This is a genomic window from Rhodococcus sp. ACPA1, assembly GCF_002300195.1.
Taxonomy (GTDB): Bacteria; Actinomycetota; Actinomycetes; order Mycobacteriales; family Mycobacteriaceae; genus Rhodococcus_F; species Rhodococcus_F opacus.
In genome coordinates this window covers 779,480-798,912 of the sequence record NZ_NSDX01000003.1, presented here as the reverse complement: position 1 = coordinate 798,912, position 19,433 = coordinate 779,480, and the positions used below count along the sequence as shown (strand labels likewise).

Below are 19,433 nucleotides of genomic sequence, written 5' to 3'. Positions count from 1 at the left end.
AGCGTCAGCCGTCGGTTTCCAGCGGTCCCAGTTCCGCGTCGAGCGCCTCCTGCACCACGGTCATCGCCGACAACCCGGCGGGGGCGCCGCAGTAGGCGCTCGCGTGGATCACCGCTTCGACGATCTCGGTGCGGGTCAGACCGTTGCGCAGTGCACCCCGCACGTGACCCTTCAGCTCACCGTGCGCACGGAGCGCGATGAGCATGCCGAGGTTGAGGAGGCTGCGGCTGCGCCGGTCCAGCCCCGGCCGGTTCCACACGGCGTCCCAGACGTGCTCGGTGACGAACTCCTGCAGCTGCTCGCTGTCGGTCCCTGCGGTTCGGGTGAGTGCCCGCTCGACGAAGTCGGGGCCCATCACCTCACGCCGCACCGTCAGACCCGCCTCGACGGCCGGACTCCGCTTCCCGGGTTCTGCACTGGTCATGGGTTCACTCCTGTTCACAGCGTCTACGTGTTCGGGAGTCACTCTACGAGTCGACGCGATCGGCGCGGGTGAGTGCGACGACGTCGCGGACGGAGTGGGCGTGCGGGATGTGCCCGAGCCCACCCTCGTACCGCAGCCTCCGCGGGAGCAACCCGTCGGCCGGGTTGACCGACGCATGGGTCCGCGAGCGGGCCACCCTCGATCGCCATCTTCCCGGCCGCGACGCGCGCTCGGTCGCGTCGCCGACCCTCACCACGAGCGGAGTGGCACCGAACCGGATCCGGGCGTAGCCGAGAGCAACCGCCAGGGCGTCGTTCACCCCGGCCACCGTCGCACGACCACGCTTCCCCGTGCTCAACCCGTGCCCGGGGAGGTCCACGACGACGACGTCGACACCGTTCTCCGCCAACTCGGCGGCGAACGGGGTGAGATACCGTGCGTGGAGTCCGGGTGGCGCGGGCAGGACCACGGTGGCTGCGCCGCCCGACTTCACGGTGGCTGCGCTGCCCGACTTCACGGTGGCTGCGCTGCCCGACCGCGCCGCGTGAATCTCGGCGTGCACGGCCCCGGTCGCCGCGGGAATCTGGACGTGTTCGAGTCCGCGGCCGTCGACGCCGACGAATTCGGACGCCGGCTCCAGCGCCGCCTCGCAGGCGATGCGGCGTTCCAGGGCATCTTCCCTGCGCAAGACGGGTTTCCCCTGCAGCAGGATCATGACGGCCGCCGACTCCCGGGCTGTCAGCGTCGGTGCCCAGCCGGTTGCCTCGGTCAGGCGCGTCGAATCGACGACGGTCTCGCCCGCGGTCACCCACTGGCCGGAGAACGCGGTGAGTCCGAGCCGGAACGCGACGTTCGCCGCCACGACCGCCGGTCGTTCGGGCACGTCGAACATCCGCTGCCCCTGCATTGCCGCGAGCTCGCGGACACCCACCCAGTCCCGCGGTCCGAGGTTGAACGGGCCCACCAGATCCTGCTTCACGGCGCGATGGAACGCGTCCGCCATGTCCCGCTGGTGCAGGAATTGATACGCGGCGTCGTCGGCCCGCGGAAACGCCCCGACCGGGCCGGTGAGCTGGTCGATGCCGTCGTTGGCGAAGTCCGGTCCGATGATGTAGGTGGGACGAAGCATCGAGATCGCCATCTCCCCCGGGTGGCGGCGCAGCCACCACTCCGCGTAATGCTCGACCTCGGCCTTGTCGTGGAAATAGTATCGGTCGGGATCACCTGCGGGATAGACGTCTTCGTTCACCGGCTTCGGCCGTAACTCCGGTCCGTACGCGTTGATGCTCGACGCGATCACGACGCGCAGCACGCCTGCCCGGTACGCGGAGTCGATGACGTTGCGGGAACCCCTCAGGTTGATGTCGTGGGTCGCCGTCTTGTCCCGGATCTCCTCCACCACGAACGCCAGGTGGACCACGGCCTCGCAGCCACGGAACACCTCCTCGATGCCCGGGTCACGAATGTCCATCCGGACGGACTCGAGTTTCGGATGTTCGATCGGCAGTTCCCGCCTGCCGAGCCCGACCACCGCGCCGATGTCAGGATCCGCCAGCAGCACAGGGAGGATCGCGGCGCCGAAGTCGCTCGTCGCCCCGGTGACGGCCACCTTCATCACGCGGCGGCCTCCGTGACGGTCTCGGAGATCACTTCCACCGCCCGCCGCAACTGTGCGTCCGTGTGGGTGGCCATGACGCACAACCGGAGCATCGCGCCCGAGCGGGGAACGGCGGGATAGAGTGCCGCGCTGGTGAACACGCCCTTGTCGAACAGGGTGCGCCAGAGGTTCATCGCCTCGAGGTCGTCGCCGACGTGGACGGACACGATGGGCGTCACCGTCTCACCACCACCGGGCAGCGGCGACAGCGCACCCACGTCGAGTCCGTTGTCCGCCAGTCCGGACCGCAGGACCGCGGCGTTGTCCAGCGCGCGTCGTGCGCGCTGTTCCCCCTCCTCGCTGCGGATCAGCCGCACCGCGGCGAGGGACGCCCCCACCGCGGCGGGAACACCGGACGTCGTGAACAGGAAGGCACGGGCATTCACTCGCAGCGAGTCCAGGAGGTCACGCGACCCCGCGATGAATCCGCCCGTGGAACTGGGACTCTTGGACAGCGACGCCATCCGGATGTCGGTGTCGCCGTCGATGCCGAGCAGTTCGGCGGCGCCGGTCCTCTGCTCGCCGAAGATGCCGAGACTGTGCGCCTCGTCCACCATCAGGGCCGCATCGTAGCGGCCACAGAGTTCGGAGACCGCGCCGAGTGGGGCGAGATCGCCCTCCATCGAATACAATCCGTCCACGATCACCAGCACCGCGCCGTCCCCGTCTGCCGTGTCCCCGAGAATGCTCTCCAGGTCGGCGACATCGTTGTGACGGAATTTGCGGACCGTGGCACCGGACAGAGCACATCCGTCTCGAATCGACGCGTGGGCGGCGGAGTCGACGACGACGACGTCGCCCGCGCCCACGACGGCACTGATGGTGCCGAGATTCGTTTGATAGCCGGTGGTGAAGACCATCGCGTCCTCGGTGCCGTGCCATTCGGCGATTTCCGATTCGAGGTCGAGGTGCAGGTCCATGGTGCCGTTCAGGAGCCGGCTTCCGGTGATCGCGCCACCGAACGTGTCGAGGGCGTCCTGCGCTCCCCGACGGATGGCGGGGTGATCGGCCAGTCCGAGATAGTTGTTGGAACCGAGCATGATCCGGTCGGCGCCCTCCACCTGGACGACGGGTGCGGTGGCGGACTCCATCACCCGGAAGTACGGACTCACGTCGGACTCACGAACTGCCCGGAGTAGATCTACCCGGTCGTCGCCACCCAGCCTCTGGATCAATCTGTTCACAGCCATCGATACCAATCTCCTCGCGGTGTGCATGATCGGAATTTCTCCGTTGATTCGGAGCGGCCGCCGATGCGGTTTGGTGGCACCGACCAAACCGGATTACTCCCCACTCCGAATGTCCCTATGGATTTCCCTGGAGATCCGGAATTTCCGCGAACACATTCGAGGAGTGTCATGACCGCATTGATGGCCCGTGAACACGCAGCACTGAAGTCGTATCTGCCCGACCTCGCCACCTACCTGGACGAGACACCACTGCTCACCCTGGAGGGCAGAGACAGCGGGGCGATCGGCCGCTTCCGGGACGCAGGCGGTACCGCACTGACCATCCCGAAGGAGTCCGGCGGGCTGGGCGCCTCCGCGCTGGACTCCGTGCGGGTCCAGCGGGCGATCGGGAGCAGGTCGCCCTCTCTCGGCGCCGCCACCACCATGCACCATCTGTCGCTCGCCACCCTCAACGAGTTCGCGCAGGAGGCGACGGACGAGGACCGCGCGCTGATCACGAGCCTGGTGGAACAACGCGCCGTCGTCGCCTCCGGCTTCTCCGAGGGAGTCACCGGTGGCAACGTCTTCGTCCCCACGATGACCGCCACCAGGAACGGGTCGAGCTACATCGTCAACGGCAGCAAGAAGCCGTGCAGCCTGTCGAGTTCGATGGACCTGCTCACCGCCAGTGTGGAGGTCGACACCGGTGAGCGGGCGATCGCGCTGATCCCCGCCGGCACCCCCGGCATTTCGGTGCGACCGTTCTGGGAGAGCTGGGTCCTCGCGGGAGCCGAGAGCGACGAGGTGCACCTCGAGGACGTGGAGGTGCCCGCCGACCTCGTCCTCCTCAACGGCGCCGACGACCCCGACGGCCGACACGAGATGACCGGGTACCTGTGGTTCGGCATGCTCGTCACCGCGAACTACCTGGGTGCGGCGAGCGCACTGCTCGAGCGGCTACTGGCAGCAGGCAAGGACGACTACGAGGGTTACGTGCGCGCCGCCGCCGACGTGGAGAACGCGATGGCCGCGATCGAGAACATCGCCCGCGCCGTCGACGAAGGTGAACGCGGACAGGATATTTCGGTGCGACTACTGTTCTCGCGCATAGCGATTCGCGACGCGCTCGTCCGCGCGTCCGCGGCGGCCGTCGAGTCACTCGGCGGGATCGCGTTCATCACATCCTCCGACATCGGCTACCTCACCGCCGCCGTCCACGCATTTGCCTTCCACCCGCCGTCACGGCGATCGGTCTCCGAATCGCTCGCCAAGTTCCACGCCGGAGACGAATTCGCCTTCGTTTGACCCGCCGCGATCCGGGCTGTCGGTGATCCGGGATATAAAGGTCCTGGACCACCGACCGGCTGCCCAGGAGCTGTGATGCCCACCGAACACGACGTGCGCGCGATGATGCTGGCGTTGCCGGAGGCGCACGAGGTGGTGATCGCCAACTGGGGCGACCAGCCGACGTTCCGCGTGCGCAAGAAGTTGTTCGGTCTGGTCGGTTACGGCGCCCCCACCGTCTGCCTCAAAGCGACGAAGGAAACGCAGGCGGCCCTGCTGCAGGAGGATCCCGACGTCTTCCTGGTCGCACCGTTCTTCGGGCGGTGGGGCTGGATCGACGTCGTCCTCGACCGAGTCGACGCCGAAGAACTGGCCGAACTCGTCGAGGAGGCGTGGCGTCTCACCGCCCCGAAGCGGGTCGTGGCGGCGTACGACGCGGGGCACGCTACCCCTCGTCGGTCTTGAACCGACCGAGCTGGTGGCGCAGCGCCGTGTCGAGGTCGGGGCGCCGGAACCGGTGGCCGCGGTCGAGCAGCTTGCCCGGAGTGACGCGCTGATCGGCCAGGGCGAGCTCGCGTGCGCCCTGCTCGCCGAGCAGGAGCTTCGGCCCGAAATCGGGGACCGGGAGGAAGGCCGGGCGGTGCAGCACCGACGCCAGGACCGCGGTGTACTCCTCGTTGCGAACCGGATTCGGCGCCACCGCGTTGACCGGACCGCTCAACCCCGAGTCGACGACGGCGCGGTGATAGACGTCGATCAGATCGTCGATGTCGATCCACGACAGCCACTGCGTTCCGGCACCGAGACGACCTCCGAGTCCGACCTCGAACAGCGGCCGTTGCAGGCGCAGCACGCCGCCGCTCGGCGACTGCACGATCCCGGTGCGGACGTGGACCACCCGCAATCCGGCGTCGGCGGCCGGCTTCGCCGCGTCCTCCCAGTCCGCCACGACGTCGGCGAGGAAGCCGTGACCCCGCGGGTCCTGCTCGTGCAGCACCTCGTCGCCCCGGTCGGGGCCGTAATACCCGATCGCCGACGCACTCACGAAGATCTTCGGTCCCTGCCCGGACGCGGCCGCCACTTCCGCCAGCCGACGGGTGGGCTCGATACGACTGTCCCTGATCGCCCGGCGATGACCGTCGGTGAACCGTCCCGCGATGGACGCGCCGGCGAGGTGGATCACCGCGTCGACTCCGTCGAGCAGGTCCGCGGCAGGGGCGTCCGGGTTCCAGCGCCGCTCGTCGGGTGTGCTGGGAGCGCGGCGCACGAGACGGATTACCCGGTGCCCGCCGGTGCTCAGGAACGCGGTGAGGGCGGAGCCGACGAGACCGGAGCTTCCCGTCACGGCGACGGTGAGGGGACCGGGCAGGAGGGTGGACGCCCAGTGGTGCCGGTCCATGTCGTCGGCGAGCTGGCGATGGCGGTAGACGAACGTCGATCGGAGGAAGTGGCCGGGCACGATGGTGGCGACCTGGTCGGTGACCCGGGTCCGGCCCTCGGACACGACGTCGAACGTGTGCGTGTGCCGCCACGGCACCAGCAGTCGCAGCGGCAGCGCGGCCGAATAGTCGACGAACCGGTGCGGAGGGTCGTACGCCTTCGCGTCGTGCTGCGCGATCCACGTCAGGCCGCCGGGCATGCGCAGTTCGGCACGACCCGATTCCAGAGACTCGGACTCCTTCGTGAGGCTCAGTGGCTGCCAGGGCGGTGAGAGCCGGGTGAACGCCCCGGCCCTCGTGTGCCAGGCGAACAACTCGTCCCGCGAGGCCTCGACCACACTCGAATGCACGATGCCCATGACCCGACCTTAGCCGCGATGGCGGGCGAGGCGGTGACAACGACGGGTAGCGTGTGGGAATGACGCAGTTACGTGTACTGGTCACCGGTGCCACCGGATACATCGGCGGACGCCTCGCTCCCCGGCTTTCGCAAGCCGGCTACCGGGTGCGGGTTCTGGTGCGTTCACCCGAGAAACTGACCGACGTTCCGTGGGCGTCCGACGTCGAGATCGCCCGCGGCGACCTGAGCGATCCCGAATCCCTTTCTGCCGCTTTCACGGACGTGGATGTCGTCTACTACCTCGTGCATTCGATGGGTGGTTCGGAGGAGTTCGAGGAGGCCGAACGCGTCAGCGCGGAGAACGTGGCCGAGGCGGCCAGCACGTCCGGTGTCGGCCGGATCGTCTATCTCGGCGGGCTGCATCCCGACTCGGTGGACCTCTCTCCGCACCTGCGCTCCCGCACACAGGTGGGGCAGATCCTCGTCGACTCCGGTGTTCCCACAATGGTTCTGCAGGCAGGGGTGGTCATCGGCTCAGGTTCGGCGTCGTTCGAGATGATCCGCCACCTCACCAACCGGCTCCCCGTGATGACCACCCCGCGGTGGGTGAACAACCGGATCCAGCCGATCGCGGTCCGCGACGTACTGCACTACCTCGTCGCCGCGGCCGAGGCGCCGTTGCCGCGCAGCCGCACCTTCGATATCGGTGGCCCCGACGTCATCCGCTACGGCGAGATGATGCAGACGTACGCCGAGGTCGCGGGCCTGCGTCAGCGTCGCATCCTCGTCCTTCCGGTACTGACCCCGAAGCTCGCCGGTCTGTGGATCGGTCTGGTCACCCCGATCCCCCGCTCGCTCGGGCGGGCCCTGATCGAATCGCTGCAGAACGACGCCGTCGCCTCCGAACACGACATCGACGACGTCATCCCACCGCCGAAGGCCGGCCTGACCACGTACCGGGACGCCGTGCGATTGGCGTTGCGGCGCATCGACAACGGCGAGGTGGAGACGACATGGGCCAGTGCGTCGCCGGTCGGCGCCCCGTCCGATCCGTTGCCGTCCGATCCCGATTGGGCCGGCGAGGTCGTCTACACCGACGAACGCACCAGGGACTGCGACGCGGACGCCGGAACGCTGTGGAGCGTCGTCGAGAGCATCGGCGGCGAGAACGGCTGGTACTCGTTCCCACTCGCGTGGTCGGTGCGCGGCTGGCTCGACCGCGTGGTCGGCGGTGTCGGACTCACCCGCGGACGCCGGAACCCGAAGCAGCTCAACACCGGTGACCCCTTGGATTTCTGGCGGGTCGAACGCATCGACCGGGGGTCCCTGCTACGGCTGCGCGCCGAGATGCGGGCACCGGGCGGGGCGTGGCTCGAATGGCGAGTCCACAGTGTCGATTCCGACCGGTCCCGACTCGATCAACGAGCCATCTTCTTCCCGAAAGGCCTCGCCGGACGGCTGTACTGGTACTCGATCATGCCGTTCCACGGAATCATCTTCAAAGGCATGATGGAGAACATCACGGGCTCCGCTGCCCGTCACACCGTGCAGAGCGGCTGAATTCCCTCTCGGCCACCGGTGGTCGGGGACGTCAGCAACAGGCACGAGTTGTAGCCGCGCGATTCCACCACCTGCCGGATCTGCTTCCATCCCGCGTCGTCGACCGCGGGGTTGCGGGAGAGGACGAAACCCGAAGCCCGTGCCGGGTCACCGACGAGCGCCCACGAGTAGTCGTCGGCGATGTAGGTGACCACATAGTTGGTGGGACCGTCCGGCGAACTCTGGAATGGCACGTCCGGGAAGCTCACGTGGAGTTGCGCATTGGTGACCGGGTCGGTGACGCGCGCATTGCCGTTGATTCCGTTCGTCCCTCCCGCCCAGGTGGTGCACGTGTTGGCGACGCTGACGTTCGACGGGTCGACGAGCCCGTACGTCGCCCTCGTGTCCCGCGCACAGTCCAGGTTGAACGGCTGTGGCACAGCGGCCAACTGATACCACGTACCGAGGTACCTCTGGACGTCGAGGGACGGGACGGGTGCGAGCGCACCGGGCTGAGCCTGTGCCGGGCTCGCCGCCAGCACCACGGCCGCAGCGGCGGTCAGCAGTCCTGCGGCGAATCCACGTGCCTTCGAGAGCGTCATCTCGGATCCTTTCACGATAAACGGGCAGCCGGAGCAGAGGGCCTGCGCAGCACCCTCTCTCGGGGCATTCGACGCCTCTTCCGGATCGGATGGGTCGATCCTCGAAAACCTTCGACCCATCCGTTCCGGAGACCGCTCCGAATGCCTGTCGATGGTGCTCATCCGCACCCACACCGGAGAGAGGCAATAACCCATGAACATCAGCACACGAGTTCTGGCAGTCGCAGCGAGCACGTCCCTCGTCCTGCTGGGCGCAGCGTGTTCGTCGGACGACAGCGACTCGTCGAGCAGCGGCTCGGCCCCTGAGGCGGTGACGTCCGAGTCGATGTCGTCCGGTTCGATGACCTCGTCCGCGATGGCCGATCCCGCCGCCAACCTGGTCGGTCCGGGCTGCGCCGAGTACGCGAAGACGGTGCCGGACGGTGCCGGTTCGGTCAGCGGCATGGCGCAGGATCCCGTCGCGACGGCCGCGTCCAACAACCCGCTGCTCACCACACTCACCGCCGCCATATCCGGTCAGCTCAACCCGCAGGTCAACCTGGTGGACACGCTGAACAGCGGACAGTTCACGGTGTTCGCGCCGGTGGACGCCGCGTTCGCGAAGGTCGACCCGGCCACGATCGAGACCCTGAAGACCGACCCGGCGCTGCTGACCAAGGTCCTGACCTACCACGTCGTGCCCGGCCAGATCGCGCCGAGTGACATCGACGGCCAGCACACGACCGTCGAGGGTGGCACCGTCACCGTCACCGGTTCGGGCGACGATCTGAAGGTCAACGACGCCGGCGTCATCTGCGGTGGCGTCCAGACCGCCAACGCCACGGTGTACCTGGTCGACACCGTCCTGATGCCCCAGTAAGCACGCTCGTCTCACAGTTCTCCGCACCCGGCGGCATCGGTCCCACACCGATGCCGCCGGGTTCTTGCGTGCTCCCACGTGAGTGCCACGGTGTGCTCGAGCACGCTTCGCCACTCACGTGAGCGGGTGCGGGTCCGCCCATCCGACGCAAAGTCAGCTCCGAATAATTGATATGGAGAAAGGCTCACCCACCGCCCCGGCGTACGTACTCGTGCTGCCCGGCGGCAAACCACGCAGTCAGGCACACTCGCGGTTCTGGCACTTGTCGAATCTGCGCATGACCTGGATGACCTGGTCTCTGAGGTCCACGCTCGGGCGGCACGGAATCGTCGTGGAGCGGCTGCAGTACCGGGTCCGCGGATGGAACGCCCCCGAGGCCAGCCCGGTGCAGGACGCCCGGGTGGCCGTCGAGCGGGCCCGGCTGCGGTTCGGGGACGTCCCCGTCGCCGTCGTCGGACATTCGATGGGCGGCCGCGTCGCCGCTCACCTCGCTGCGCTCGACACCATCCGGGCGATCGCCGCGCTCGCACCCTGGTGGCCCGAGTCCGACGGCGAACTGGTGCCCGCCGACCGCAGCCTGATGGTCGCGCACGGAACCGCCGACCGCTGGACGGATCCCACCTCTTCCCGAGTCCAGACCGAGCAGGCGCTGGCTCGTGGGGTGAACGCCTCGTGGACTCCCCTGACGGGAGCCGGACACTTCATGCTCACCCGGCCTCGCTGGTGGCATCGCATGACCGCCGATTTCGTTCTCGACGCCTTCGCTGCGGAAGGTGTCGTCGCCGCACCGACTGACCGGAAAGCAGGTCGCCATGCATGATTCGGAGAAGCTCGAACGCAGGAACGTCGCAGTGATCGGTAGCGGCGTCGCAGGGCTGACCGCCGCCTACGTTCTGTCCCGCCGCGACCGCGTCACCCTCTACGAGGCCGATGCCCGTCTCGGCGGTCACGCCCACACGCACCACCTGACACTCGACTCGGGCGCAGAAGTGGACGTCGACACGGGCTTCATCGTGCACAACGACCGCACGTACCCCACCCTGCTGCGCCTGTTCGCCGAACTCGACGTGGCAACCCAGGATTCGGACATGTCGATGTCCATCCGATCCGATGCGAGCGGGCTCGAATACGCTGGCGCGAAGGGGATCCGCGGACTGTTCCCCACCGCGCGCACCCTGGCCCGGCCGCGCTACTGGCGGATGCTCGGCGAGGTTCTCCGGTTCCACCGCTGCGCCCGCGCCGTGCTCGACACCCCGGCCGACGAGGCGGGCGCGCAGGAACCGCTGGGCGAGTTTCTGCGCCGCAACGGTTTCAGTCTGTACTTCGTCGAAAATTTCATGACTCCGCTCGTCGCGGCGGTGTGGTCGTGCGATCCCACGACAGCCGCGCGCTATCCGGCCCGCTACCTGTTCACGTTCCTCGAGCACCACGGAATGCTCACCGTCTTCGGGTCACCCACGTGGCGCACCGTGACAGGTGGCTCCGCCCGCTACGTCGAGAAGGTGGCGGCACACCTCGACGAGATACTTCTCGACACCCCCGTGCAGCAGGTGGAACGCACCCTGGACGGCGGCGCGTGCGTCGTCGACGGCAGCGGCGACGTCCGGTACTTCGACGCCGTGGTGGTGGCCGTCCACCCCCGTCAGGCGCTCGCCCTGCTTGGCGACGCCTCGGACCGCGAGACCGAGATCCTCGGCGACATGCCGTACTCGGTGAATCACGCCCAGCTGCACACGGACGAGTCGCTGCTCCCCCGCGCGGAGAACGCCCGGGCGTCCTGGAACTACCTGACTCCCGCCGACAGCACGGACGCGACGGGCGTCATCGTCACCTACGACATGACCCGGCTCATGCGCCTGGACACGGTGCACGACCGGCGGTTCCTCGTCACACTCGGTGGCAAGCACCTCGTCGACCCGTCGAAGGTCGTCGCCGAGATGACGTACGAGCACCCCGTCTACACCCCCGACTCCGTGGCCGCGCAGTCGCGGTTACGCGAACTCGGTTCCAGCACCTTTGCTTTCGCGGGCGCCTACCACGGCTGGGGGTTCCACGAGGACGGAGCGCTCTCGGGCCTGCGCGCCGCCGAACGGATCGGCGGATCGTGGGATACGCACGCCGGACGACACCGCGAACGGGAGACGGTGTCGTGACCGCGCCGGCGATCTACTCGACGACGATCCGGCACGCACGCACCGAACCTGTCCGCAACAGTTTCGAGTATTCGAGCTACAGCTGGTACGTCGACGTCGACGACCTTCCGCACCTACCCGGGTGGCTCGGTCCGTTCGCCCGCTTCCGTGCCGAGGACCACTTCGAACCCGGTTCCGGTGCCGGCGCGGACACGCTGCGCGCGAGGGTGGATGCGTTCCTCGCCACCCACGGAGTCGACCTCCGCGGCGGGACGGTGACGGCGCTCCTCAACGCGCGGGTGCTCGGCTACGTGTTCAACCCGCTCAGCGTGTACTGGTGCCACGACGTCGACGGCACCCTCCGCTGCGTGATCGCCGAGGTGCACAACACCTACGGTCAGCGGCACAGCTACCTGATCCGGCCCGACGGCAGCGACCGCGCCGAGGTGGACAAGCAGTTCTACGTCTCCCCGTTCAACGACGTGAGCGGCCGTTACGAGATGCGGTTCCCCGAGCCCGGCGACACGCTCTCGCTGAACGTGGTGCTCCACCGGGACGGGCACGCCCCGTTCACCGCGACGGTGCGGGGAACGCGGCAGCCCGCCACCCGCCGGACGGTCCTGAGGACTCAACTACGCACTCCCCTGGCACCTCTCGTGGTGTCGGCTCGCATTCGTATCCAGGGAATCACTTTGTGGGCCCGTGGACTCCCCGTCACGGCTCGGCCCGACGGCCGGCAGAAGGAGACAGTTCAGTGAGAAGGAACAAGGACACCGACATGGACGCATCGCCTGCCGTGAGTACCGCCGACCTCGCGTTCACCGGGGAGGATCCGCGGATCGACAACCGGATCTGGCCTGGCCTGGCCGACGTGCCAACAGGTCCGCGTGCCTCGGTGTCGGCGAAGGTTGCCGACCGCCTGTTCCGCCGCGCGGCCGCCGACCTCGACGTCCGCATCGAGTACCCCGACGGCACCCTGGTGGGGGCACGCCGGGAGCAGGAAATACTGCCTCGCATGATCATCCGCAACCCGGACGCATTCGCCCGGCGGGTCGGGACGAGCGGCCTCATCGGCTTCGGCGAGTCGTACATGGCCGGCGACTGGACGTCGCCGGATCTCGCCGCGGTGCTGAGCGTGTTCGCCTCACGGATGGCGACCCTCATTCCCCGCCCGCTGCAACGGTTGCGCGCACTGTATGTCGCCAAACACCCCGCCCAGGAACGCAACACCGAGCAGAACACCCGCTCCAACATCTCCCGCCACTACGACCTGTCCAACGAGATGTTCGAGACATTCCTCGACGAGACGCTGACGTACTCGAGCGCGCTGTTCTCGTCGACCCCGACCCGCGTGGGGCAGGTCCGGGACGTGACGGTCCTGCGGGCACCCGTCCCACAGATCACCCCGAAGTGGGAGGACTTCGCGGACGCGCAGCGCCGCAAGATCGATCGGCTGCTCGACGAGGCCGGCGTCGGTGCGGGCACCAGGCTGCTCGAGGTAGGGACGGGCTGGGGAGAACTGTGCATCCGGGCGGCGGAACGCGGCGCCGTCGTCCGTTCGGTGACGCTGTCCAGCGAACAGCAGAGCCTGGCCCGTCTGCGCGTCGCCGAGGCCGGCCACTCGGACACCGTGCAGATCGACCTGCTCGACTACCGCAACGTCGACGGCGAGTACGACGCCATCGTGTCGGTCGAGATGATCGAGGCCGTCGGACATCAGTATTGGGCCACCTACTTCCGGGTGCTCGACAAACTTCTCGCTCCGGGCGGAAAGGTTGCGCTGCAGGCGATCACCATGCCGCACGATCGGATGCTGCAGACCCGCAACACCTACACCTGGGTGCACAAGTACATCTTCCCGGGCGGATTCCTCCCGTCGACCGAGGCGATCGAATCCGTCACCGCCGAACACACCGCACTACGGGTGCGGGAACGTCTGAGCATGGGACAGCACTACGCGGAGACGCTCCGGCTGTGGAAGGAGCGGTTCGCCGCGCACAGCGCGCAGGCGGAGGAACTCGGATTCGACGAGACGTTCCGCCGCATGTGGCATTTCTACCTCTGCTACTCGGAGGCCGGGTTCCGCTCCGGCTACATCGACGTCCAGCAGCTCGTCCTCGACAAGACGGGAGCATGACCGTGACCGTTGCCGCCGAACTCGACAAGGCGTTGCGTCCGCTCGTCCGCGGCGAACTGCCCGTGCATCTGACCGCGTGGGACGGCAGCACCGCAGGCCCGGTCACGGCGCCGAAGGTGGTGCTGCGCAGTCCCGATGCGCTGCGCCGATTGCTCTGGAACCCCGGCGAACTCGGGGCCGCGCAGGCCTACGTGACGGGTGAGATCGACGTCGAGGGCGACCTGGGCGAGGCCCTGGCACACGTGTGGGCGGTGGCCCGCGAGCGGGGGCTCGGCGGAGTCCGGCCGAGCCCGACGACGGTCGCGAAGGTGCTGCGCGTCGCCGCGAAGCTGGGCGTCGTGGGCGGGCCGCTCCCCGCACCCGCCACACAGGCGAACATCCGCGGGCGGCTGCACAGTCTGCTGCGCGACCGCGCCGCGATCAGTCACCACTACGATCTCTCCAACGATTTCTACGCCCTGATCCTGGACCCGCAGATGGCCTACTCGTGCGCCTATTTCACCCGGAATGCGCCGGGAACGCCGCAGGATGCGGACTACGGACTCGGGGACGCCCAGCGGGACAAGCTCGACCTGGTGTGCCGCAAGATCGGACTCGAAACCGGCATGCGACTACTCGACGTCGGATGCGGCTGGGGATCGCTGAGCCTCCACGCCGCAGCCGAATACGGCGCACACGTCGTCGGTGTCACCATCTCCCGTGAGCAGAAATCATTCATCGACAAGCGGATCGCCGAGCGCGGGTTGCAGGACCGCGTCGAGATCCGTCTGCAGGATTACCGCGAGGTCCCCGACGGCCCGTTCGACGCCGTCGCCTCCCTCGAGATGGGTGAGCACGTGGGCGAGAAGAACTACACCCGGTACGCGCAGGCCCTCCACGACAACGCGAAGCCCGGTGCCCGGGTGCTGATCCAGCAGATGTCGCGCACCGGACGCCATCCCGGAGGCGGCCCGTTCATCGAGTCGTTCATAGCTCCCGACATGACCATGCGTCCCGTCGGTGAGAGCGTCGCGTACCTCGAACGAGCCGGGCTCGAGGTGCGCGACGTGCTTGGTCTCCGTGAGCATTACGTCTGGACGGTCGACGCGTGGCTGGAGAAGTTCGAGTCCCGCTGGGACGACGTCGTCGAGATGGTCGGGCTCGAGATGGCCCGGGTGTGGCGGCTGTACCTCGTCGGCGGCGGGATGAGCTTCGAGCAGGGCCGCATGGGTGTCGATCAGATTCTGGCCGTGAAGCCGACCGTGGCGGGTCGGTCTCTGATGCCCGCCGTGCGGGTCGACTCCGCGGGATCCGGCGTGCTCCGATGAACGGATTCGACTGGTCGAACTTCGGCGCCGTCACCGCGGCGAGCGTTCTCGTGCTCGCCGTCCTCCAGGCCGCGACGTTCCTCGTCGGCCGGCGGATCGGACGCTACAACGTCGTCGACGTGTCCTGGGGCCTCGGTTTCGTCCTGGTGGCGCTCGTGGCCGCCGTCATCGGCGACGGCGACACACTCCGCCGCTGGCTGGTGGTGGTGCTCGTCGCGGTGTGGGGTCTGCGACTGACCTGGCACATGTACGCCAAGTCCGCGGGCAAGGGCGAGGACCCGCGCTACGTGGAGATGCTCGACCGGGCGGGCGGCGACTCGCCCGGTGTCGTCGTCCGGAAGATCTTTCTCACCCAGGGCCTCGCGCAGTGGTTCGTGTCGCTGCCGCTGCAGGTGTCGGCCGTGCTCGGTCCCGCATCCGGGCTCGGCGCGGTCGTCGGGGTGCTCGGCGCCCTCCTGTGGGTGGTCGGTGTCGTGTTCGAATCGGTCGGAGACCACCAGTTGAAGGCGTTCAAGGCGGACCCGTCCCACAAGGGCGCGATCATGGACGTCGGCCTGTGGGCGTGGACGCGGCACCCGAACTACTTCGGCGATTCCTGCGTGTGGTGGGGGCTGTGGCTCATCGCGGCGAGCGTGTGGCCCGGCCCCGTCACCGTGCTGTCTCCCGTGGTCATGACGTATTTCCTGGTGTTCGCAACCGGGGCGAGGCTGCTCGAGAAGTCGATGTCGCAGCGTCCCGGCTACCCCGAATACCAGCAGCGCACCAGCTATTTCCTCCCCTTGCCGCCGAAGCGGTGAGTGCCATGCCGGCATCGCTCGCATCCCCTCGGATCCCATCGTGGTCACACCGGCCGCAACCTGCTATTAGGCTGTGGATCGATGAACGGAATGGGCCGATGACCGGTGTCGACAGGGACACGGAGAACGTGACGCTGACGGCGTTGCTGGCGCGTATCGCGCAGGGCGAGCGGGATGCCTTCAGCGATTTCTACGAACGCACCAGCGCGCGGGTGTACGGCATGGTGCTGCGGGTCCTGCGCGATCCCGGATACAGCGAGGAAACCACCCAAGAGGTGTACCTGCAGGTCTGGAACAACGCGGACAAATTCGATCCGAAGCAGGGGTCGCCGCTGTCGTGGCTGATCACCCTCGCACATCGCCGTGCCGTCGACCGGGTGCGGTCGGAGCAGTCCGGCACCGAACGTGAAGCCGCCTACGGCGCCTCGAGTTGGTACGGACCTTTCGACGCGGTGTCGGAGGAAGTCACCCGACGCGGCGACACCAGCGACGTCGTCGACTGCCTCGGCACGCTCACCGAAGTCCAGCAGAGAACGGTGGTCCTCGCCTATTACGGGGGACTGACGTACCGAGAGGTGTCGGAACGGCTGTCCGTCGCGCTTCCCACGGTGAAATCACGAATTCGAGACGGATTGATCAGGCTCAAGCAATGTCTGGGGGTGCAGTTCGATGGATGAGTCCCAGCACGAAATCCTCGACCTCGCTCAGGTGTACGCCCTCGACGCCGTCGACGATCAGCAGCGCCTCGAGATCGACACCGCCGTCCAGAACGCACCGCCCCACGTTCGTCTCGAATTCGACACCGCCGTCCGCGGTGTGCACGAGACGATGGCCGCCCAGTCGGCGTCCACCGCAGTCGAGCCGCCCGTTCACCTGCTCGGGCGAATCCTCGATGCGTTGCCCGGCACTGCCGCTGCGCCCGCACCGATAGCGCTGGACGAGGTTCGTGCGCGCAAGCGCAGGCGTCTCGTGGCGGCGTTGAGTGCGGCGGCCGCGGTCGTCGTCCTCGCCGTGGGTGGCATCACCGTCGCTCAGCAGTTGCAGAGCGAGGACGGCCAACCCGTGCCCGCGCAGATCCTCGCGGCCGACGACGTCCGCACTGCGGTGGCACCGATCGCCGGTGGCGGTTCGGCCACCGTCGTGTACTCCAAGGACGTCGACGCCGGAGTGCTGGTAATGAACGACGTCCCACCGCCCGAGTCCGGTTCCGTCTATCAGATGTGGCTGCTCGGACCATCCCACGAGCCGGTGTCTGCCGGAATCATGGAAGCCGATGACGTGTCACCGTCGACCACCGCGGTCGTGAACGACATCGACCAGTCGACGGCGCTCGGATTCAGTGTGGAGCCGCCCGGCGGTTCCACCCAGCCGACCGGCGACATCTTCGCGACGGTGAACCTCACCTGATACGTGAGTGGCGAAGCGTGCCGGGGCACGCTTCGCCACTCACGTATGGAACTACCGGTCAGGCGTTGGCTGCTTTGTATTCGCGGCGGCGGCGGTGCAGGATCGGTTCGGTGTAGCCCGACGGCTGGCGGGTGCCGTCGAGGATGAGTTCCTTCGCGGCCTGGAACGCGATGTTGGTGTCGAAGTCCGGGGCCAGCGGCCGGTAGGTGGGATCGCCCTGGTTCTGCCGGTCCACCACCGGGGCCATCCGCTGCAGTGACTGCACCACCTGGTCGGCGGTGACCACACCGTGCCGGATCCAGTTCGCCAGCAGCTGCGACGAGATGCGGAGGGTGGCGCGGTCCTCCATCAGGGCGACGTCGTGGATGTCGGGGACCTTGGAGCAGCCGACGCCGGCGTCGATCCACCGGACCACGTAGCCGAGGATGGACTGGCAGTTGTTGTCGAGTTCTTCCTGCTTCTCGGCCTCGGACCAGTCGGTGTCGGGGGCGAGGGGGATGGTGAGGATCTCGTCGAGGGTGGCCCGCCGGGTGCCCTTCAGCCGGTTCTGGACGGCGACGACGTCGACCTGGTGGTAGTGGGTGGCGTGCAGGGTGGCCCCGGTCGGGGACGGCACCCACGCGGTGTTCGCGCCGGCCTTGGGGTGGCCGATCTTCTGCTCGAGCATCTCGGCCATCAGCTCGGTCATCGCCCACATGCCCTTGCCGATCTGCGCCCGCCCCTGCAACCCGGCGGCGAGTCCGACATCGACGTTCCAGTCCTCGTAGGCGGTGATCCAGGTCTGCTTCTTCATCTCGGCCTTGCGGATCATCGGCCCGGCCTCCATCGAGGTGTGGATCTCGTCGCCGGTGCGGTCGAGGAACCCGGTGTTGATGAACACCACCCGCTCGCTGGCTTCGTTGATGCAGGCGGCGAGGTTGACGGTGGTGCGGCGTTCCTCGTCCATGATGCCGACCTTGAGGGTGTTGGCGGGCAGCCCGAGGACCTGCTCGACGCGGCCGAACAGTTCGGTGGTGAACGCGACCTCGTCGGGGCCGTGCTGCTTGGGTTTGACGATGTAGATCGACCCGGTGCGGGAGTTGTCCAACGGCCCGGTCTGCTCGGACCGGGACAGCCCGTGGACCGCGCACAGGGAGGTGATCAGGGCGTCGAGGATGCCCTCGGGGATTTCGGTGCCGTCGCCGTGCAGGATCGCCGGGGTGGTCATCAGATGGCCGACGTTGCGGACGAACAGCAGCGACCGCCCGTGCAGGGTGAGCTCGGACCCGTCCGGGGCGGTGTAGGTGCGGTCCGGGTTCAGTCGGCGGGTGAACGCCGTGCCGCCCTTGGTCATCTCCTCGGTCAGGTCCCCGCGGTTCAGGCCCAGCCAGTTGCGGTAGCCGATCACCTTGTCGTCGGCGTCGACGGCGGCGACGGAGTCCTCGAAGTCCATGATGGTGGTGACCGCGGACTCGAGCACCACATCCTTGACGCCGGCCGCGTCGGTCCGGCCGATCGGGGAGGCGGGGTCGATCTGGATTTCCGCGTGCAACCCGTGATTGCGCAGCAGCACACTGGTCGGGGCGCCCGGGTCGCCGAGGTAGCCGACGAACTTGCCCGGCTCGGCCAGGCCGGTGATCGTGCCGTCGGCGAGCTGCACGGTCAGGGCGGTGCCGTCGACGGTGTAGCGGGCGGCGTCGGCGTGCGAACCGGACTGGAGGGGGGCGGCGGTGTCGAGGAAGGTGCGGGCCCAGGCGATGACCCGGTCGCCGCGGACCTTGTTGTAGGAGCTACCGGCCTCGGCGCCGCCGTCGTCGGGGATGGCGTTGGTGCCGTACAGGGCGTCGTACAACGACCCCCACCTCGCGTTGGAGGCGTTCAGCGCGAAGCGGGCGTTGAGGACCGGGACCACCAGCTGCGGTCCGGCGGTCGCGGTGATCTCGGTGTCCACGTTCGCCGTCGACACCTCGAACGGGGCCGGTTCGGGCACCAGATACCCGATCTCGGTCAGGAACGCCTTGTACTCGGCCGGGTCGATCACGGTGCCGGCCCGGCCCTGGTGCCAGCCGTCGATCCGGGCCTGCAGGTCGTCGCGGGTGGACAGCAGCGCCTTGTTCTTCGGCGCCAGATCGTCGATCACCTTCGCCGCACCCGCCCAGAACCCGTCGACGTCCACCCCGGTCCCCGGCAGCGCCTCCTCGTTCACGAAGTCGTAGAGCACCTTCGCGACCTGCAGACCGCCGACCTCAACACGCTCAGTCATGAAATGACTCACCTTCCGCACTTGGCAAAACTTCCACGATGCGAAAACACAGTTTCGTATCTTGACATTAAGAAAACCGTGTCCATCGAGTTCTGTCA

18 protein-coding genes are annotated in these 19,433 nt (G+C 67.9%); 12 read left to right on the top strand and 6 right to left on the bottom strand.

The features are described from left to right. Positions 1 to 4: 4 nt before the first annotated feature. The 3 genes from CJ177_RS14200 to CJ177_RS14190 are packed head-to-tail and all read right to left on the bottom strand — an operon-like array spanning position 5 to position 3,271. On the bottom strand, positions 5 to 424 hold the full coding sequence (locus CJ177_RS14200) for a carboxymuconolactone decarboxylase family protein (RefSeq protein WP_025433264.1): 420 nt from the start codon (positions 422 to 424) through the stop codon (positions 5 to 7). Positions 425 to 467: 43 nt separating this feature from the next. After that, positions 468 to 2,039 carry an NAD-dependent epimerase/dehydratase family protein gene (locus CJ177_RS14195; RefSeq protein ID WP_095867964.1) on the bottom strand — a complete coding sequence of 524 codons (1,572 nt, stop codon included), beginning with the start codon at positions 2,037 to 2,039 and terminating at the stop codon, positions 468 to 470. After that, entirely contained in the window at positions 2,039 to 3,271 is a 1,233-nt protein-coding gene (locus CJ177_RS14190) for an aminotransferase class I/II-fold pyridoxal phosphate-dependent enzyme (protein ID WP_095867963.1), read from the bottom strand. The genes CJ177_RS14195 and CJ177_RS14190 overlap by 1 nt, the downstream gene beginning before the upstream one ends. Before the next feature lie 168 nt (positions 3,272 to 3,439). Here CJ177_RS14190 and CJ177_RS14185 point away from each other — a divergent pair, with 168 nt between their 5' ends. Together CJ177_RS14185 and CJ177_RS14180 are read left to right on the top strand one after the other, a co-directional pair. Further along, the gene (locus tag CJ177_RS14185) at positions 3,440 to 4,555 is read left to right on the top strand and encodes an acyl-CoA dehydrogenase family protein (RefSeq protein WP_061697397.1); all 1,116 of its coding nucleotides are present in this window, start codon (positions 3,440 to 3,442) and stop codon (positions 4,553 to 4,555) included. Between the two features lie 75 nt (positions 4,556 to 4,630). Beyond that, positions 4,631 to 4,999 carry an MmcQ/YjbR family DNA-binding protein gene (locus tag CJ177_RS14180; protein ID WP_061697396.1) on the top strand — a complete coding sequence of 123 codons (369 nt, stop codon included), beginning with the start codon at positions 4,631 to 4,633 and terminating at the stop codon, positions 4,997 to 4,999. Here the strand turns inward: CJ177_RS14180 and CJ177_RS14175 are convergent. Continuing rightward, on the bottom strand, positions 4,980 to 6,332 hold the full coding sequence (locus tag CJ177_RS14175) for a TIGR01777 family oxidoreductase (RefSeq protein ID WP_061041266.1): 1,353 nt from the start codon (positions 6,330 to 6,332) through the stop codon (positions 4,980 to 4,982). The genes CJ177_RS14180 and CJ177_RS14175 overlap by 20 nt on opposite strands. 59 nt (positions 6,333 to 6,391) lie before the next feature. On the opposite strand from CJ177_RS14175, the gene CJ177_RS14170 reads away from it, so the two are divergent. Next, positions 6,392 to 7,873 (top strand): SDR family oxidoreductase, encoded by a 1,482-nt coding sequence (locus CJ177_RS14170; protein WP_061697395.1) that lies wholly within the window; start codon positions 6,392 to 6,394, stop codon positions 7,871 to 7,873. Here CJ177_RS14170 and CJ177_RS14165 read toward each other — a convergent pair. Beyond that, the gene (locus CJ177_RS14165; protein ID WP_061697394.1) at positions 7,852 to 8,454 is read right to left on the bottom strand and encodes a lipocalin family protein; all 603 of its coding nucleotides are present in this window, start codon (positions 8,452 to 8,454) and stop codon (positions 7,852 to 7,854) included. The two genes, CJ177_RS14170 and CJ177_RS14165, sit on opposite strands and share 22 nt — an antisense overlap. 193 nt (positions 8,455 to 8,647) lie before the next feature. Here CJ177_RS14165 and CJ177_RS14160 point away from each other — a divergent pair, with 193 nt between their 5' ends. From CJ177_RS14160 to CJ177_RS14120, 9 genes are all read left to right on the top strand, one after another. Next, the gene (locus CJ177_RS14160; RefSeq protein WP_061697393.1) at positions 8,648 to 9,313 is read left to right on the top strand and encodes a fasciclin domain-containing protein; all 666 of its coding nucleotides are present in this window, start codon (positions 8,648 to 8,650) and stop codon (positions 9,311 to 9,313) included. A gap of 172 nt (positions 9,314 to 9,485) precedes the next feature. Next, positions 9,486 to 10,133, top strand: coding sequence for an alpha/beta fold hydrolase (locus CJ177_RS14155; protein ID WP_061697392.1), 648 nt, complete (start codon positions 9,486 to 9,488; stop codon positions 10,131 to 10,133). Next, positions 10,126 to 11,466, top strand: coding sequence for an NAD(P)/FAD-dependent oxidoreductase (locus CJ177_RS14150; RefSeq protein WP_061697420.1), 1,341 nt, complete (start codon positions 10,126 to 10,128; stop codon positions 11,464 to 11,466). The genes CJ177_RS14155 and CJ177_RS14150 overlap by 8 nt, the downstream gene beginning before the upstream one ends. Next, on the top strand, positions 11,463 to 12,203 hold the full coding sequence (locus CJ177_RS14145) for a DUF1365 domain-containing protein (protein WP_061697421.1): 741 nt from the start codon (positions 11,463 to 11,465) through the stop codon (positions 12,201 to 12,203). Before CJ177_RS14150 ends, CJ177_RS14145 begins: the two co-directional genes overlap by 4 nt. Then, on the top strand, positions 12,200 to 13,582 hold the full coding sequence (locus CJ177_RS14140; protein WP_005251046.1) for a class I SAM-dependent methyltransferase: 1,383 nt from the start codon (positions 12,200 to 12,202) through the stop codon (positions 13,580 to 13,582). The genes CJ177_RS14145 and CJ177_RS14140 overlap by 4 nt, the downstream gene beginning before the upstream one ends. Then, entirely contained in the window at positions 13,579 to 14,889 is a 1,311-nt protein-coding gene (locus tag CJ177_RS14135; protein ID WP_095867962.1) for a cyclopropane-fatty-acyl-phospholipid synthase family protein, read from the top strand. Before CJ177_RS14140 ends, CJ177_RS14135 begins: the two co-directional genes overlap by 4 nt. Then, positions 14,886 to 15,686, top strand: a complete 801-nt coding sequence (locus CJ177_RS14130; protein WP_095867961.1) for a DUF1295 domain-containing protein — start codon at positions 14,886 to 14,888, stop codon at positions 15,684 to 15,686. Before CJ177_RS14135 ends, CJ177_RS14130 begins: the two co-directional genes overlap by 4 nt. A 98-nt stretch (positions 15,687 to 15,784) precedes the next feature. After that, a complete protein-coding gene (locus CJ177_RS14125; protein ID WP_011595276.1) occupies positions 15,785 to 16,363 on the top strand; it encodes a sigma-70 family RNA polymerase sigma factor in 579 nt (192 codons plus the stop codon). After that, positions 16,356 to 17,093: an anti-sigma factor domain-containing protein gene (locus CJ177_RS14120; protein WP_005251028.1), complete on the top strand. Its 738-nt coding sequence runs from the start codon at positions 16,356 to 16,358 to the stop codon at positions 17,091 to 17,093. Before CJ177_RS14125 ends, CJ177_RS14120 begins: the two co-directional genes overlap by 8 nt. Before the next feature lie 58 nt (positions 17,094 to 17,151). Here CJ177_RS14120 and CJ177_RS14115 read toward each other — a convergent pair whose 3' ends face one another. Beyond that, a complete protein-coding gene (locus CJ177_RS14115) occupies positions 17,152 to 19,335 on the bottom strand; it encodes a malate synthase G (protein WP_095868226.1) in 2,184 nt (727 codons plus the stop codon). Positions 19,336 to 19,433 lie beyond the last annotated feature (98 nt).

Bases quoted from the DNA above. Each gene is read 5' to 3' on its own strand.
- CJ177_RS14185 (WP_061697397.1), top strand. From the start codon at position 3,440: ATGACCGCATTGATGGCCCGTGAACACGCAGCACTGAAGTCGTATCTG.
- CJ177_RS14135 (WP_095867962.1), top strand. From the start codon at position 13,579: ATGACCGTGACCGTTGCCGCCGAACTCGACAAGGCGTTGCGTCCGCTC.
- CJ177_RS14120 (WP_005251028.1), top strand. From the start codon at position 16,356: ATGGATGAGTCCCAGCACGAAATCCTCGACCTCGCTCAGGTGTACGCC.
- CJ177_RS14115 (WP_095868226.1), bottom strand. From the start codon at position 19,335: ATGACTGAGCGTGTTGAGGTCGGCGGTCTGCAGGTCGCGAAGGTGCTC.
- CJ177_RS14200 (WP_025433264.1), bottom strand. From the start codon at position 424: ATGACCAGTGCAGAACCCGGGAAGCGGAGTCCGGCCGTCGAGGCGGGT.
- CJ177_RS14175 (WP_061041266.1), bottom strand. From the start codon at position 6,332: ATGGGCATCGTGCATTCGAGTGTGGTCGAGGCCTCGCGGGACGAGTTG.
- CJ177_RS14155 (WP_061697392.1), top strand. From the start codon at position 9,486: ATGGAGAAAGGCTCACCCACCGCCCCGGCGTACGTACTCGTGCTGCCC.
- CJ177_RS14160 (WP_061697393.1), top strand. From the start codon at position 8,648: ATGAACATCAGCACACGAGTTCTGGCAGTCGCAGCGAGCACGTCCCTC.
- CJ177_RS14195 (WP_095867964.1), bottom strand. From the start codon at position 2,039: ATGAAGGTGGCCGTCACCGGGGCGACGAGCGACTTCGGCGCCGCGATC.
- CJ177_RS14180 (WP_061697396.1), top strand. From the start codon at position 4,631: ATGCCCACCGAACACGACGTGCGCGCGATGATGCTGGCGTTGCCGGAG.
- CJ177_RS14130 (WP_095867961.1), top strand. From the start codon at position 14,886: ATGAACGGATTCGACTGGTCGAACTTCGGCGCCGTCACCGCGGCGAGC.
- CJ177_RS14170 (WP_061697395.1), top strand. From the start codon at position 6,392: ATGACGCAGTTACGTGTACTGGTCACCGGTGCCACCGGATACATCGGC.
- CJ177_RS14150 (WP_061697420.1), top strand. From the start codon at position 10,126: ATGCATGATTCGGAGAAGCTCGAACGCAGGAACGTCGCAGTGATCGGT.
- CJ177_RS14165 (WP_061697394.1), bottom strand. From the start codon at position 8,454: ATGACGCTCTCGAAGGCACGTGGATTCGCCGCAGGACTGCTGACCGCC.
- CJ177_RS14190 (WP_095867963.1), bottom strand. From the start codon at position 3,271: ATGGCTGTGAACAGATTGATCCAGAGGCTGGGTGGCGACGACCGGGTA.
- CJ177_RS14125 (WP_011595276.1), top strand. From the start codon at position 15,785: ATGACCGGTGTCGACAGGGACACGGAGAACGTGACGCTGACGGCGTTG.